At 58.9% G+C, this 14,221-nt stretch carries 14 protein-coding genes; 9 read left to right on the forward strand and 5 right to left on the reverse strand.

The annotated features are described in order from the left end of the window. The first annotated feature begins 26 nt into the window (after positions 1-26). Positions 27-1,511 (forward strand): FGGY-family carbohydrate kinase, encoded by a 1,485-nt coding sequence (locus B4056_RS14575; RefSeq protein WP_039384372.1) that lies wholly within the window; start codon positions 27-29, stop codon positions 1,509-1,511. 3 nt (positions 1,512-1,514) lie between these two features. Here the strand turns inward: B4056_RS14575 and B4056_RS14580 are convergent, their stop codons facing one another. Then, positions 1,515-1,754 carry a hypothetical protein gene (locus B4056_RS14580; protein ID WP_039384375.1) on the reverse strand — a complete coding sequence of 80 codons (240 nt, stop codon included), beginning with the start codon at positions 1,752-1,754 and terminating at the stop codon, positions 1,515-1,517. A 232-nt stretch (positions 1,755-1,986) separates the two neighbouring features. Between B4056_RS14580 and hpxO the strand changes: the two genes are divergently transcribed. Then, positions 1,987-3,144 carry an FAD-dependent urate hydroxylase HpxO gene (hpxO, locus tag B4056_RS14585; RefSeq protein ID WP_094110904.1) on the forward strand — a complete coding sequence of 386 codons (1,158 nt, stop codon included), beginning with the start codon at positions 1,987-1,989 and terminating at the stop codon, positions 3,142-3,144. Between the two features lie 18 nt (positions 3,145-3,162). On the opposite strand, the gene dcp is transcribed toward hpxO, so the two are convergent. After that, positions 3,163-5,214: a peptidyl-dipeptidase Dcp gene (dcp, locus tag B4056_RS14590; RefSeq protein WP_288655121.1), complete on the reverse strand. Its 2,052-nt coding sequence runs from the start codon at positions 5,212-5,214 to the stop codon at positions 3,163-3,165. 50 nt (positions 5,215-5,264) lie between these two features. Next, positions 5,265-6,623 (reverse strand): guanine deaminase, encoded by a 1,359-nt coding sequence (gene guaD / locus B4056_RS14595; RefSeq protein WP_113655203.1) that lies wholly within the window; start codon positions 6,621-6,623, stop codon positions 5,265-5,267. A 314-nt stretch (positions 6,624-6,937) separates the two neighbouring features. Here guaD and ydfG point away from each other — a divergent pair, with 314 nt between their 5' ends. Beyond that, positions 6,938-7,687, forward strand: a complete 750-nt coding sequence (gene ydfG, locus B4056_RS14600; protein WP_039384381.1) for a bifunctional NADP-dependent 3-hydroxy acid dehydrogenase/3-hydroxypropionate dehydrogenase YdfG — start codon at positions 6,938-6,940, stop codon at positions 7,685-7,687. 41 nt (positions 7,688-7,728) lie between these two features. On the opposite strand, the gene B4056_RS14605 is transcribed toward ydfG, so the two are convergent. Then, the gene (locus B4056_RS14605) at positions 7,729-8,055 is read right to left on the reverse strand and encodes a YnfA family protein (RefSeq protein WP_039385939.1); all 327 of its coding nucleotides are present in this window, start codon (positions 8,053-8,055) and stop codon (positions 7,729-7,731) included. Between the two features lie 130 nt (positions 8,056-8,185). Here B4056_RS14605 and B4056_RS14610 point away from each other — a divergent pair, with 130 nt between their 5' ends. Continuing rightward, positions 8,186-8,521 carry a DUF1283 family protein gene (locus tag B4056_RS14610; protein WP_039384383.1) on the forward strand — a complete coding sequence of 112 codons (336 nt, stop codon included), beginning with the start codon at positions 8,186-8,188 and terminating at the stop codon, positions 8,519-8,521. A 51-nt stretch (positions 8,522-8,572) separates the two neighbouring features. Then, positions 8,573-8,869: a DUF1161 domain-containing protein gene (locus tag B4056_RS14615; protein WP_150034391.1), complete on the forward strand. Its 297-nt coding sequence runs from the start codon at positions 8,573-8,575 to the stop codon at positions 8,867-8,869. A 41-nt stretch (positions 8,870-8,910) separates the two neighbouring features. On the opposite strand, the gene B4056_RS14620 is transcribed toward B4056_RS14615, so the two are convergent. Next, positions 8,911-10,371 carry an MDR family MFS transporter gene (locus B4056_RS14620; RefSeq protein ID WP_104084981.1) on the reverse strand — a complete coding sequence of 487 codons (1,461 nt, stop codon included), beginning with the start codon at positions 10,369-10,371 and terminating at the stop codon, positions 8,911-8,913. Positions 10,372-10,729: 358 nt separating this feature from the next. Between B4056_RS14620 and B4056_RS14625 the strand changes: the two genes are divergently transcribed. Genes B4056_RS14625 through osmV form a run of 4 tightly spaced genes read left to right on the forward strand, consistent with a single transcriptional unit; the run spans position 10,730 to position 14,184 of the window. Beyond that, the gene (locus tag B4056_RS14625) at positions 10,730-11,446 is read left to right on the forward strand and encodes an ABC transporter permease (RefSeq protein ID WP_071668829.1); all 717 of its coding nucleotides are present in this window, start codon (positions 10,730-10,732) and stop codon (positions 11,444-11,446) included. Between the two features lie 18 nt (positions 11,447-11,464). Then, on the forward strand, positions 11,465-12,391 hold the full coding sequence (locus B4056_RS14630) for a glycine betaine ABC transporter substrate-binding protein (protein ID WP_094110908.1): 927 nt from the start codon (positions 11,465-11,467) through the stop codon (positions 12,389-12,391). A 9-nt stretch (positions 12,392-12,400) separates the two neighbouring features. Further along, positions 12,401-13,048, forward strand: coding sequence for an osmoprotectant ABC transporter permease OsmW (gene osmW / locus B4056_RS14635; RefSeq protein WP_039384394.1), 648 nt, complete (start codon positions 12,401-12,403; stop codon positions 13,046-13,048). Then, positions 13,048-14,184: an osmoprotectant ABC transporter ATP-binding protein OsmV gene (gene osmV / locus B4056_RS14640; protein WP_113655202.1), complete on the forward strand. Its 1,137-nt coding sequence runs from the start codon at positions 13,048-13,050 to the stop codon at positions 14,182-14,184. Before osmW ends, osmV begins: the two co-directional genes overlap by 1 nt. Positions 14,185-14,221: the final 37 nt, after the last annotated feature.

The raw sequence follows: 14,221 nt of genomic DNA on the forward strand, positions 1-14,221 counted from the left end.
TCCTCTGCGGTTTTACGGAGCCGGATATGAAAATCCTGGGTATTGATGCCGGTAATACGATGATCAAGGCGGTGCTGTTTGATCTCAGCGGGACGATACTGGCCGTAGCTGAGCATAGCGGCGAAACGCTGCAGCCGCAGGAGGGCTACGCCGAGCGTTCGATAGCCGCCATCCGGCACGGTACTGAACAGGCGATCCGTCACTGCCTGCTGCAGGCGGGCACGGACGCACAGGATATCATTGCAGTGGGCGCCGCCGGACACGGCAATGGCCTCTATACGCTGGACCGGGCGCTGCAGCCGCAGCTTGGCATTCAGTCGATCGATCGGCGGGCGGACGATATTGTCGCTGCGCTGGAGCAGGCTGAAAAACAGCACGCCATTTATACCCTCTCCCGCCAGACGCCGTGGGCAGCCTCCACGCCGGTGCTGCTGAGCTGGGTTAAACAGCACCAGCCTCAGATATGGCAGCAGATCGGTGCGGTACTGAGCGCTAAAGATGTTATCGTCCATTTTCTCAGCGACGCGCTCAGCAGCGACTATTCAGATGCGGCGGGTGCCGGGCTGATTGACTATCGCGTTCGCGATTACAGCAGTGAACTTCTGGCACTCTATGACATTGAGGAGGCAGCAGCCTGGCTGCCGCCGCTGCGTGAATCGAGCGCTGTCAGCGGTTATGTTACCGCGCTGGCGGCGGCACGCACCGGTTTGCCGGCGGGTATACCGGTGGTGGCGGGTCTGTTTGATGTGGTGGCCAGCGCAGCGGGATCGGGGGTCGTCAGCTGCGGTGACGCCTCAATCGTAGCAGGTACGTGGAGTATCAATCAGGTTGTGGTGGATAAACCTGACTATCTTCGCCCGGTTTCCATGAGTTCAATGATAGAGCGGGATCGCTTTATGGCGATTGAGGCCAGCGCAACCTCGGCGGCCAACCTCAACTGGTTTCTGCGGGAATTTGACGACCGGCGCGGAGGAAAAGGCGCGGTGCAGAGCAGTGAGTGCGTGGCGCAGATCCGTCAGGATCCGCATCTGCCGTTTTATCACCCCTACCTCTACTCCGGCCGCAAACCGGAACCGGCCCGCGCCGGCTTTTACGGGCTGGGCGGCTGGCATACCCGTGCAGATATGCTGTTTGCCCTGTTTGAGGGCGTGACCTTTGCTCACCGGGCGCATATTGACCGGCTGCACGCTGCCGGCCTCCCTTTTACCCGCGCAACGCTCTCAGGCGGCGCCGCGCGCAGCGTCATCTGGCCGCAGATGTTTGCCGACGTTCTGAATATCCCGGTGCGGGTGGCAGAGTGTACGGAAACCGGCGCGCTGGGCGCCGCGCTCTGTGCAGGCGTTGGCGTGGGCGTGTGGCGGGATCTGACGGATGCGGTGCAGCATGCGGTGCGTCTGCAGCCGGAAGAGCGGCAGCCACGGCCGGAGTGGGTCAGCTTCCACGACGCGCGCTATCACCAGTTTAAAAAACTGGAGCTGGCGATGCGCGACATCTGGCGCGAGACCCGCTGATACTCAGCGACACTGGCTGGTGCAGTTCTGTACACAGATTTGCGCCAGCGAGCCACATCCGCCGCCGCTATCATTTTTGCACTGTGACTGCTGTACGTAGCAGTTTTGCTGACAGGCCGACAGATCGCATTTTGACGCGATCGGGGTAAACATAGCAGACGGCGATTTGGGCGACGGCTGCCAGCTGCTCTGCGCCATCGCGTTTACGCTGCACGCCATCATTAACGCAATTATCCACTTCATGATTAATCCTCCGCTCTGAAGCTTTAAGTATGCGCAAAATCTGGTCAGAATGCCGCATGAAACAAAAGATTCATGCGCATAGATTTGCACTATAAAAGTGCGAACGCACTGCAACAATCGTTTCATCATTATGTCTCTTTTATAAAAAACCATAGTTATCAACACGCTGTCTGTTGGCGCGCATCTGGTACAGAAGTTGCAGTATCCCCCTGTCTGAGCACAGGAGAGCATGATGAAAGTGATTGTTATTGGCGCCGGTATCGGCGGAATGAGTGCTGCTATCGCCCTGGAACGGGCGGGCTTTGAGACGGAAGTCTATGAGGCTGTTGCGGAGATGAAGCCGGTTGGCGCAGCCATTTCCGTCTGGCCTAACGGCGTGAAATGCCTGAATGCCCTCGGTCTGAAACAGCCGCTGCGCGCGCTGAGCGGCAATATGGCCTGGATGGCTTATCACGATGCGCGAAGCGGTGCCCCCCTGACCCGCTTCAGCCTGGATCCGCTGGTGCAGCGCACCGGTGAATATCCTGCGCCGGTATCACGCGCCGGGCTGCAGGCGATGCTGCTTGATACATATGACCGGACGCGCGTTCGTTTTGGCAGGCGCGTCACGCATGCTGAACAAACCTCGCAGGGCGTTACCGCTTTCTTTGCCGACGGCAGCGAAGCCACAGGCGACCTGCTGATCGCTGCGGACGGCACGCACTCTGTACTGCGCGAGGCGGTTCTGGGCGAGCGCGTGGCGCGTCGCTATGCGGGCTATGTAAACTGGAACGGGCTGATTAACGTGGACGAAGCGATAGCACCCGCCGATCAGTGGACCACTTTTGTCGGCGACGGCAAACGCGTGTCGCTGATGCCGGTTGCCGGCAACCGCTTCTACTTCTTCTTTGATGTGCCGCTACCTGCCGGCCTCGCTCAGGATCGCACCACGCTGCGCGCCGATCTCAGCGGCTATTTCGCCGGCTGGGCCGAACCGGTGCAGCGGCTGATAGCGCAGCTCGATCCGCTCACCACTAACCGGGTCGAAATACACGATACCGAACCCCTTACCCGCTTTGTGCGCGGACGCGTGGCGCTGCTGGGCGATGCAGCCCATAGCACCACCCCCGATATTGGTCAGGGCGGCTGCGCGGCAATGGAAGATGCCGTGGTGCTGGCACAAACGCTGGCGACACATTCGCTGGGGGTGGAAGATGCGCTGCTGCGCTATCAGGCGCGCCGGCTGGACCGTACCCGCGACCTGGTGCTGAAGGCACGCAAGCGCTGCGACGTGACGCACGGTAAAGAGCCCGCGCTGACGGCAGCCTGGTATGAAGAGCTAAAAACCGAAAACGGCGAGCGGGTGCTAGCTGGCATGTGCGACACAATCTGCGGTGGCCCGATGGGATAGCGCGCCACCGCTTCTGCCCTACTCTGCGCTTAATCCGCGATGGCGCAGCATCGGCTCTGGCGCTGGCGCTTTACCGCGCCAGCTCAGCCAGACGTGCTGCAGATCGCTGCTGTTTCCGCGTGACAAGACCAGATCCCGGAAGCGCTGCCCGTTCTCCCGCGTCAGGCCACCCTGTTCAGTGAACGCCTGATAACCATCGTCAGCCAGCATCTGCGTCCAGATATAGGCGTAGTAGCCTGCCGCATATCCTCCTCCCCAGATGTGACGAAAATAGCTGGAGCGATAGCGCGGCGGCACCGCTGCCAGCGCAATGTTTTCTGCCTGCAGCGCCTGCCGTTCAAAATGTTCCACATCCTGTGGCTTATCGTGCGCGGAGAGGGAGTGCCACTGCAGATCCAGCAGCGCCGCGGCCAGCAGTTCGGTCATGTCATAACCTTTATTAAAGGTAGCGGCCTGTACCATTTTTTCGCGCAGCGCAGCGGGCATCGGCTCCCCGGTTTCCCAGTGGCGCGCATAGCTGGCGAACACCGCCTCATGACTGGCCCAGTGTTCGTTAATCTGCGACGGAAACTCCACAAAATCGCGCGGCGTGGCCGTACCGGAGAGGCTGGCGTAGCGCTGGCTGGCAAACAGGCCGTGCAGCGCATGACCAAATTCGTGGAACAGCGTGATAACATCATCCCAGCTCAGCAGCGCCGGCTGGCCAGGCTGCGGTTTGGTATAGTTGCAGACGTTGTAGATCACCGGTTTCTGATCCAGCAGCGCAGACTGGTCAACAAAGTTGCCCATCCATGCCCCGCCGCTTTTATTATCACGAGCGAAAAAGTCGGTATAAAACAGCGCCAGCGGCGTCTCATCGGCGTCGAAAATCTCATAGACGCACACATCCGGATGATAGACCGGCAGATCGTGGCGCTGGCTGAACCGAATACCGTAAAGCTGCGTGGCGGCCCAGAACGCGCCGCGCTCCAGCACGCTATCCAGCGCGAACCAGGGGCGAATAGCGTCTTCATCAAAGTCATATTTCGCCTGGCGCACCTGCTCTGCGTAAAAATTCCAGTCCCAGGCGCGCAGGTCAAATCTCTGCTGCTGCTCAGCCATCAGCTGTTCTATTTCTGCGGCCTCGCGCCCGGCGCGCTGGCAGGCTGCCGGCACAATATTGCGCATAAAGTCCAGCGCGGCCTCCGGCGTTTTCGCCATCTGATCCTGCAGGTTCCACGCCGCATAGCTGCTATAGCCCAGCAGCGCCGCCTGCTCCGCCCGCAGCTGCGCCATACGCGAAACCAGCGGCCGCGTATCGTTAACATCGTTACGCTCACAGCGCTTCAGCGCCTGCTCAAACAGCGCTTCCCGCGTGGCGCGGATGGTTAACCGGCTCAGCGCTGGCTGCTGCGTGGTGTTTTGCAGCGGGATCAGCCACTGATTATCCAGACCACGTGCGGCCGCAGCGGCACGCGCCTGCTCCAGCGCTGCATCGTCGAGTCCCGCCAGCGCCTCCGGGCTGCTGACGGTATAAGCGGCTGACTGCGTCGCCGCCAGCAGACGGTTACCAAAGCGGGTGCTGAGGCCTGCCAGCTCCTGATTGATGTCGCGCAGCCGCTGTTTTTCATCATCACTCAGGCTGGCTCCGGCCAGCTGAAACGCCTGCCGGGTAACCTCCGTCAGCCGCACCGCCTCTGCGTCCGGGCAGGCGATGCTGCGCTGCTGCCAGACCGCCTCCAGCCGGGCGAAGAGCGCGCTATTGAGGTAGATCTCATCGTGCAGCGCCGCCAGGGCGGGCGTAATGATCTCTTCCACCTCCTGCAGGCGTGGCGACGTATTCGCTGCCGTCATGGCTGAAAAGACCTGCCACACCCGGCTCAGTAAGAGGCCGCTGCGCTCCAGCGCTTCAAACGTATTAGCAAAGTCCGGTGGCGCAGGGTTTGCGATAATCGCGGCGACTTCGCGGCGCTTCTCTTCGATGCCTGCTTCCAGCGCCGGCAGAAAATCGTCTTCGCTTATCTGATCGAACGGCGGCGCCTGATACGGCAGCGTGCTGGCGCTAAAAAAGGGATTGGCGGCTCGGTTCATTATCGCTCCTGATAATCAGCAACGCCGCAATAGCCTGCGGCAGAGAGCCTTTATCCTGGCACGCCGGTGTGCGGGCAACAACCCGGCGTGCTGCCCGCCCTCTCTTTTTGCCACACCGGCTGGCCATTTACCCAGGTCTGCGCAATGTTGCGATCGTCACCCAGCGTCATCAGAACAAACAGCTGCTCGAAGATATCTTTACTGTTGCCATGACGCAGCTGCTGCAGCGGCGATACGGCCGGATCCAGCACCACAAAATCCGCCTCTTTGCCGGGCGTAAAGCTGCCAATTTTATCGTCGAGATCCAGCGCCTGCGCCCCGCCCAGCGTGGCGCGATAAAGCGCTTCGCAGGCGGTCAGCTTATAGTGCTGCAGTTGCCCGACTTTATACGCCTCGCCCAGCGTCTGCAGCAGGTTGAAGGTGGTACCAGCGCCAACGTCGGTGCCGATCCCCATGCGCACGTTCTCCTGCCAGCAGCGTTTGAGATCAAACAGCCCGCTGCCAAGAAACAGATTTGAAGTAGGGCAAAATGCGATGGCTGAACCGGTGTCGTGCAGGCACTGCCACTCATGGTCCTGCAGATGCAGGCAGTGGGCAAATACGCTGCGTGCGCCGGTGAGCTGATAGTGGTGATAGACATCGAGATAGCCGTTGCGCTCGGGAAAAAGCTCTCTGACCCACGCCACCTCCTGCGGATTTTCACTCAGGTGCGTGTGCAGCCAGGTATCGGGAAACTCTCTCCGCAGCTGACGCACCCGTTCCAGCAGCTGTGGCGAAGAGGTCGGCGCAAAGCGTGGCGTCAGCGCATAGCCAATACGGCCGCGCCGGTGCCAGCGTTCTATCAGCGCCCGCGTCTGCTGATAGCTCGTTTCGGGGGTTTCAGTCAGGTAGTCCGGCGCGTTGCGGTCCATCATCACTTTACCGGCAATGAGCCGCATGCTGAGCCGCTCCGCCGCGCTGAAGAGCGCGTCAACCGACTGCGGATGCACCGTGCCAAACACCAGCGCGGTAGTGGTACCGTTAGCCAGCAGCTGCTGCAGGAAAAAATCGGACATCTTTGCCGCATGGGTTGCACAGTGATACTGCTGCTCAACCGGAAAGGTATAGTTATTCAGCCAGGTCAGCAGCTGTTCGCCAAACGCGCCCATCATTTCCGTCTGCGGATAGTGAATATGGGTATCGATAAACCCCGGCACAATCAGCTTGCCGCGCAGGTCCGTGACCCGCCGGCTATCCACCCGTGGCGCCGCGCTGCTCCAGCTCTCCAGGCTGACAATTTTTCCTGCACGCAGCGTGAGCAGACCATCAGCGAGATAGCGTGCGGCGTCACTCAGCGCCTCAGGCTGATCTACCGTGCGGGTAAAATCAAAAAAACTGGCGCGCAGCAGCGTCTCGTTGTCAGCATTCATAACTCATCCTCTCAGTAAGATAAAATGAGAGTGCAAAAGTCGTGCCAGTTCAGGGTTATTTACCTGCTAAATCATAAGGTTAGACTAAAAGAGAGGCAACCGGATGCGCAAACGATTACGTGCATCTGCACCGGCGTTAAGATCTGCTGGCGACCGCTCACGCTGCACCATGATGCATCAGCGCGGTGCACGCCTGCACCCTGTTAACGCATGCCGGCGACAGAGAGTTTGCCAGCCGCTTTTTTTCAGCAGGCGAAGAATGATGGTGATATGGTTAAACGCGGACTACCTGAAAACAGTTAAGGAACAGTGAGATGATTATTTTTGTTACCGGTGCTACTGCGGGGTTTGGTGAAAGTATTACCCGTCGCTTCATTGCCACAGGCCATAAAGTGATCGCCAGCGGGCGGCGCGCCGAACGGCTGCAGGCGCTGAAGGATGAGCTGGGTGAAAACCTCTATACCGTTCAGCTCGATGTGCGTAATCGTGCCGTTATCGAGGAGGTCATCGCTGCGCTGCCGGCAGAGTGGCGCAACATTGATGTACTGGTCAACAACGCCGGCCTGGCGCTGGGCACTGAGCCAGCCCATAAAGCCAGCGTCGATGACTGGGAGAATATGATCGACACCAATACCAAAGGCCTGGTTTTCATGACCCGGGCGCTGCTGCCTGCCATGGTAGAGCGCAACGTCGGGCATATCGTCAATATCGGTTCCATTGCCGGCAGCTGGCCCTATGCGGGCGGCAACGTCTATGGCGCAACCAAAGCGTTTGTGCGCCAGTTCAGCCTGAATCTGCGTACCGATCTCCACGGCACCGCGCTGCGCGTGACCGATATCGAGCCGGGTCTGGTAGGCGGAACGGAATTTTCCAACGTGCGCTTTAAAGGCGATGACGATCGCGCCGGCGCGGTGTATGAAGGTACAACGGCGCTGACGGCAGAGGATGTTACCGAGGCCGTTTACTGGGTAACCACGCTGCCAGCGCACGTCAATATCAACACGCTGGAGATTATGCCGGTCAGCCAGACCACCGCCGGTCTGAAAGTGCATAAAGACGCGTAATCGTGTGTGACAACGTCACCTGATAGCACCGGGTGACGCTGTTACGCTTTTCCCCAGCCGGTGACAATAATCAGCATCCCGCACAGCGCTATCAGCGCGCCCGCCCAGTCCCATGCGCTCAGCCGTACCCCATCCACCACGCGCAGCCAGATCAGCGCCGTAAACACATAGACACCACCATACGCCGCGTAAACCCGCCCGCTCGCCGCCGGATGCAGCGTGAGCAGCCAGACAAATAGCGCCAGACTCGCCGCAGCCGGCAACAGCAGCCAGGCGCTCATCCCTTTACGCAGCCAGAGCCAGGGCAAGAAACAGCCCGCAATCTCTGCGACAGCCGTAATGAAAAATAATAGTGCGGTCTTGATCAGCATAACTCTGCTCTCTGTTCCCTCAACGCGCTGCACACCGCTGGTGAGCAGCAAAAGCAGGATGATATACTAGCCGCTGTTACGGCAACAGCCTCGCACGGCTGACCGGGTCTGACTAAAGGACAACATCATGAAAAACTATGCTTCCGTTCTGTTTACGGCGCTGCTGACGGCCAGCGTGCTGCTGAGCGCTCCCTTTGCCGCTGCCCGTACCGATCGCCTGATCGTGGAAGATGGCAATAGCGCGGCCAGCAATGAAGCCGCCCGCCAGAGTAAAGAGCAGTGGAACGATACGCGTAATCTGCGCAGCAAGATTAATACCCGGACAGAGAAAGAGTTCGACAAAGCGGACCGCGCGTTTGATACCCGCGACGCCTGCGACAAGAGCTATAACGTCAACGCTTACTGGGAAGAGAATACCCTGCGCTGCCTCGATCGCCGCACCGGTCGTCCGGTCGCGCCGTAACGCGGCGCTGCTGCTATAGTGTTCAGAGAGACAGTCAACAAGGAGTTTGCGATGAAAAAGGGTTCTCTGGTACTGCTGCTGGGTGTGATGACGCTGCCGCTGATGGCTCAGGCCTCCTGCGACAGCGTTCGCGCCGATATCAGTAAAAAAATTGTCAGTAATGGCGTGGCGGAGTCAGATTTTACGCTGGATATCGTGCCAAACGATCAGGCCGATCAGGCGGACGGTCAGGTGGTCGGCCACTGTGAAAATGATACGCAAAAAATTGTTTATAAAAAGAATATGCGGGACGCAGAGGGCAGCGCCCCCGACAGCGCCGGCAGCTCTCAGGATATGTCAGCGCAGTAACCTGCAACCGGGGCAGCCGCCGCTGCCCCGCTTCTTATCTTCTATTCCATCTCCGGTCGCTGACGCGGCATCAGCCAGGCGATCCACACCGTCAGCAGCGCGATCAGCAAGGCCACGATAAATACCCAGTGCAGCGATGCGGCAATCTGGGTCGTCCAGAGCTGCAGTTCTGCAACCGGCAGCGCCTCCCGGCTTTCCGGCGACATGATTTTTTGCATCGGATCCTCCGCCTGCGGCAGTCGCTGCGCCAGATTGATGTTTAAAACCGCCCCCATTAGTGCGGTGCCCAGCGCTGAACCCAGCATCCGGCTGAACATAATAGAGGCGGTACAGATACCGCGGATCTCATACTGCGCATGGTTCTGCACGGAAACCAGAAACGTGGTGCTGGTCATGCCCATGCCGGTGCCGATAACAAAGGCCGTAAAGCCCGCCTGCAGCACGGAACTTTCCGCGTGGAGCAGCAGCAGCAGCGCGCTGCCGGCGATCAGTAACAGTGCGCCAAGCTGAGCGGTGAAGCGATAAGAGGTCACGAGCATCAGGCGACCGCTGAGCGTACTGGCAATCGGCCAGCCAATTGACATCATCGCCAGCGCGCTGCCCGCCTGCAGCGGCGTACCGCCGGTGATCCCCTGGATCCAGGTGGGCAGAAACGCGCTGATGCCCATCATGGTGGCGCCGATAATCAGATTACCGGCGTTGCCTGCCACAATCAGACGGCTGCGCCACAGCGCAAGCGGGAAAAGCGGTGCCGCCGTCTGCTGTTCGTGCCGTTTGAGACGCCAGCCTGCCACGCCTGCCAGCAGCAGAAACGGCAGCAGCCAGTAGCCGAGCGCTTCCGCCTGCAGCAGCGCCACCAGCAGCGCAGTGACGCTGATCATCAGCCAGCAGCTGCCGGTAATATTCAGCGCACCCGCTGCGGAGACCGGGCGGGCGGGCAGGAAACGCGCCAGCAGCAGCATAGAGATCAGCCCTATCGGCACGTTGACCCAAAAGATCACCGCCCAGCTAAAGTGCTGCACCAGCCACGCACCGCTAAGCGGTCCGATAATTGCCGCCACGCCCCAGACGCTGGAGAGCCAGCCCTGAACGGTGGCGCGTTCACGCGGGGAGTAGATATCCGCCACAATGGTAGTGGTCAGCGGCATAATGGCACCCGCTCCCAGCCCCTGAAAGGCGCGAAACAGAATGAGCCATGTCATGGTATGAGCAAAGCCGCACAGCACTGAGCCAAACAAAAACAGCGATACCCCGACAAAAAAGAGCCGCTTACGTCCCCATATATCGGCTAAACGGCCATAAAGCGGCACGCTCACCGCCTGCGTCAGGAGATAAATAGAAAATACCCAGCCAAACTGCGCGAAGCCGCCCAGATCGGCAATGATCGTAGGCATCGCCGTCGCCACAATCGTCACCTCAATTGCGGCCATAAACATAGCCAGCATACAGGCAAACAAAATCCATGGACGATGGCTGCGCAAAACTTCAGCGTGCTCTGACATAACGCTCCTTATCCCGTTTTACTCTCTCTTATCCCGCCACACAGCCCGTGCTTATGTGACAGGGTAACCTTTTTCGATGAATTTTTTTTATTGTCATACCATCCCGCACCCGGTGCGGGCTGCAGGCGGTTTTGACCCCTCACTGTCAGCTGTTTTTTGCGTTAAATGCTGGCGTTGCCGATCAGAGATTGCTATAGACTTTTAGCCGTCAGGTTAATTATCTGTGAATTTATGCCGAATTAACGCAGGCAACCCGCACCTTAACCATAAAATTTTGCTATCGAACGCGGCCTCTTATCCTGCCGCTCAGCAGAGCAATCATAGCTGATAGTTCTGTTTATTCAGGGAGAAAACGGTTATGCCTCACGCATCGCTGATCCGGCGCACCGGATTGGCTCTTCTCACTCTTACGCTACTCGTTGCGCTTCTGATCTGGGGCATTGGTCCGGATACGCTGCGCGCCCGCCAGACCGATCTGATCTATCTTGGCCAGCAGCATCTCTGGCTGGTTTTCTGGTCCATGCTCTGCGCCCTGCTGGTGGGGATCCCTGCCGGGATTGTGCTGAGCCGTCCTTTTGCGCGACGTCAGGCTGAATATGTTATGCAGATCTTCAACGTCGGCAATACCCTCCCGCCTCTGGCCGTGCTGGCGCTGGCTATGGTCGTGGTGGGCATCGGTGAGCGACCGGCGCTGATTGCGCTGTTTCTTGCTTCGCTGCTGCCCATTGTGCGCAATACCTATGCCGGCCTGTGCGCGGTTCCACCTGCGCTGACCGAGGCGGCTAAAGGCATTGGCATGACCCGCCTGCAGCGGCTGCGCCAGGTTGAGCTGCCGGACGCGCTGCCGGTGATATTAGCTGGCGTGCGCATCGCCACCGCAATTAACGTCGGCACCGCGCCGCTGGCCTTTTTGATAGGCGCCAGCAGCTATGGCGAGCTGATTTTCCCCGGGATCTATCTGAACGATTTCCCGACGCTGATTCTGGGTGCGGCCGCTACCGCGCTGATTGCCCTGATCCTGGACATGCTGCTGGCCGCGCTGGGCCGCATTCTTTCGCCACACGCTGCAACTTAACTCATGGAGCACGTTTTGATGACCCCCACCAGGCTGTTTTTCAACCGGCTGCGCGGCGCTGTGCTGGCCCTGAGCGCTGCGCTACTGCTTAATCAGTCAGCGCTGGCGGCTGCGCCCATTACGCTCTCAACCAAAAGCTTTACTGAACAGCATATTTTGTCTGCCCTGTCCGTTTTATGGCTGCAGAAAAACGGGTTTACGATCGTCCCTAAGACCAATATTGCAACCACCATCAGCCGTAATGCCATGATCAACAAACAGATCGATATGACATGGGAATATACCGGCACCTCGCTCATTATTTTTAACCACATCAGTAAGCCTATGTCTCCTGAACAGGCGTGGGAAACAGTAAAAAAGCTGGATGCGAAACTGGGCCTGGTCTGGCTTGAACCGGCACCGATGAACAACACTTACGCTTTCGCCATGCAGCGACGTCGCGCAGAGCAGGAGGGTATCACCACCCTGTCGCAGCTGGTCAGCAAAATGGAGCAGGTGCGCGCCAGCGATCCGGAGCATAACTGGCGGCTGGGACTCGACCTGGAGTTTGCTGGTCGCTCCGATGGCCTGAAGCCGCTGCAAAAAGTTTATCAACTACCGCTCGATCGCCCGCAAATCCGTCAGATGGATCCCGGCCTGGTCTATAACGCGGTCCGTGACGGGTTTGTGGACGCCGGCCTGATCTATACCACCGATGGCCGTGTCAAAGGCTTTGACCTGCTGGTATTGAAAGATGATAAGCACTTCTTCCCCAGTTACAACGTCACGCCAGTGGTACGTAAAGAGGTGCTCGCTGCACATCCGGGCCTGGAGAAAGCGCTGAATCAGCTGTCAGCATTGATTACTGATGACGCTATTTCAGAAATGAACAAGCGGGTGGATATCGATCATCAGTCACCCGCTCAGGTTGCACGCGATTTCCTCCAGACCCGCAACATGCTGTAAGGAGACACCATGGATACCCTCTATTACATCACTGATAACTGGCAGATGCTGCTCGGCCTGACCTGGCAGCACACCTGGCTGGTGCTGGTGGCGGTTGGTTTTGCCATCCTGGCTGGCGTACCGCTGGGCATTTTAATTGTCCGCTTTAAGTGGCTGGCGACACCGGTGCTGGGCGTCGCCACTATTGTACTGACTATCCCCACCATTGCGCTGTTCGGGCTGATGATCCCGTTGTTTTCGCAGATCGGCCAGGGCATCGGCGCCCTGCCCGCCATCACGGCAGTGTTTCTCTATTCGCTGCTGCCTATTGTGCGGAACACCCATACGGCGCTGGAAAACCTGCCCTCCGGACTGCGCGAAGCGGGACGCGGCATCGGTATGACTTTCTGGCAGCGGCTGCGCTGGGTAGAGATCCCGATGGCGCTGCCGGTGATTTTCGGCGGCATCCGCACGGCGGTGGTGATGAACGTCGGCGTTATGGCGATCGCCGCCGTTATCGGTGCAGGCGGTCTCGGACTGCAGCTGCTGGATGGCATCGGCGGTAGCGATGTACGCATGCTTATTGCCGGCGCGCTGATGATATGTCTGCTGGCTATCTTTCTTGACTGGCTGCTGCACCGGCTGCAGCTGGCACTGACCCCGAGGGGGATTCGCTAATGATTAAACTGGAAAACCTGACGAAAACCTTTACCCAGAAGAGCGGCGCAGCCTTCAATGCGGTTGATAACGTCAGCCTGGAGGTACCGGCAGGCGAAATGTGCGTGCTGCTCGGCCCTTCCGGCTGCGGCAAAACCACCACGCTGAAGATGATTAACCGGCTGATACCGGCCAGCGGCGGCCGGATTTATATCAACGGAGAGGATACCAGCGGCCAGGATACGGTAACGCTGCGCCGCAATATCGGCTATGTGATCCAGCAGATTGGCCTGTTTCCGAACATGACGATTGAGGAGAATATTACGGTGGTGCCGCGTATGCTGGGCTGGGATAAAAAGCGCTGCCGCGAACGGGCTACGGAGCTGATGAGCATGGTGGCGCTGGACCCGACTAAATTTTTGCATCGCTATCCGCGTGAAATGTCCGGTGGTCAGCAGCAGCGTATTGGCGTTATCCGCGCCCTGGCCGCCGATCCACCGGTATTGCTGATGGATGAGCCGTTTGGCGCCGTCGATCCGATAAACCGCGAAGTAATCCAGAACGAGTTTCTGGAGATGCAGCGACAGCTGAAAAAAACGGTCATGCTGGTCAGCCACGATATTGATGAAGCGCTGAAGCTCGGCGATCGCATTGCGGTGTTTGGTCAGGGAAAAATTGTGCAGTGCGCCAGCCCGGATGAGCTGCTGGCAAAACCTGCTAATGACTTTGTCGGATCCTTCGTTGGTCAGGATCGCACCCTTAAGCGCCTGCTGCTGGTACAGGCGGGCGACGTCACTGACCAGCAGCCCACCATTACCGTACGCCGCAGCACGCCGCTTACAGAGGCCTTTGCCACCATGGATGACAACGATATGCGTTCCGTTACGGTTGTCGATGAGGATGGCAGGCCGCTCGGATTTGTGAAGCGGCGCGAAGCGCGCGGCGCTGCCGGCCAGTGCGGAGAGCTGCTGCACCACTTTCGCGTCACCGGTAAAGCTGAAGAGAACCTGCGCGTGGTGCTGTCAAAGCTGTATGAGCACAATACCGTCTGGATGCCGATTGTCGATGAAGATGGGCGCTACAGCGGCGAAATTTCGCAGGATTACATTGCGGATTATCTCAGTTCTGGCCGGACCCGCCGCCGTCTGAACCCCTGAACGCTGCGTGCGCCGGAAGCGGCGCACGCGTGGCTCG

Origin of the sequence: Pantoea sp. UBA7232 (assembly GCF_002473195.1) — a bacterium.
Lineage (GTDB): Bacteria > Pseudomonadota > Gammaproteobacteria > Enterobacterales > Enterobacteriaceae > Pantoea > Pantoea eucrina.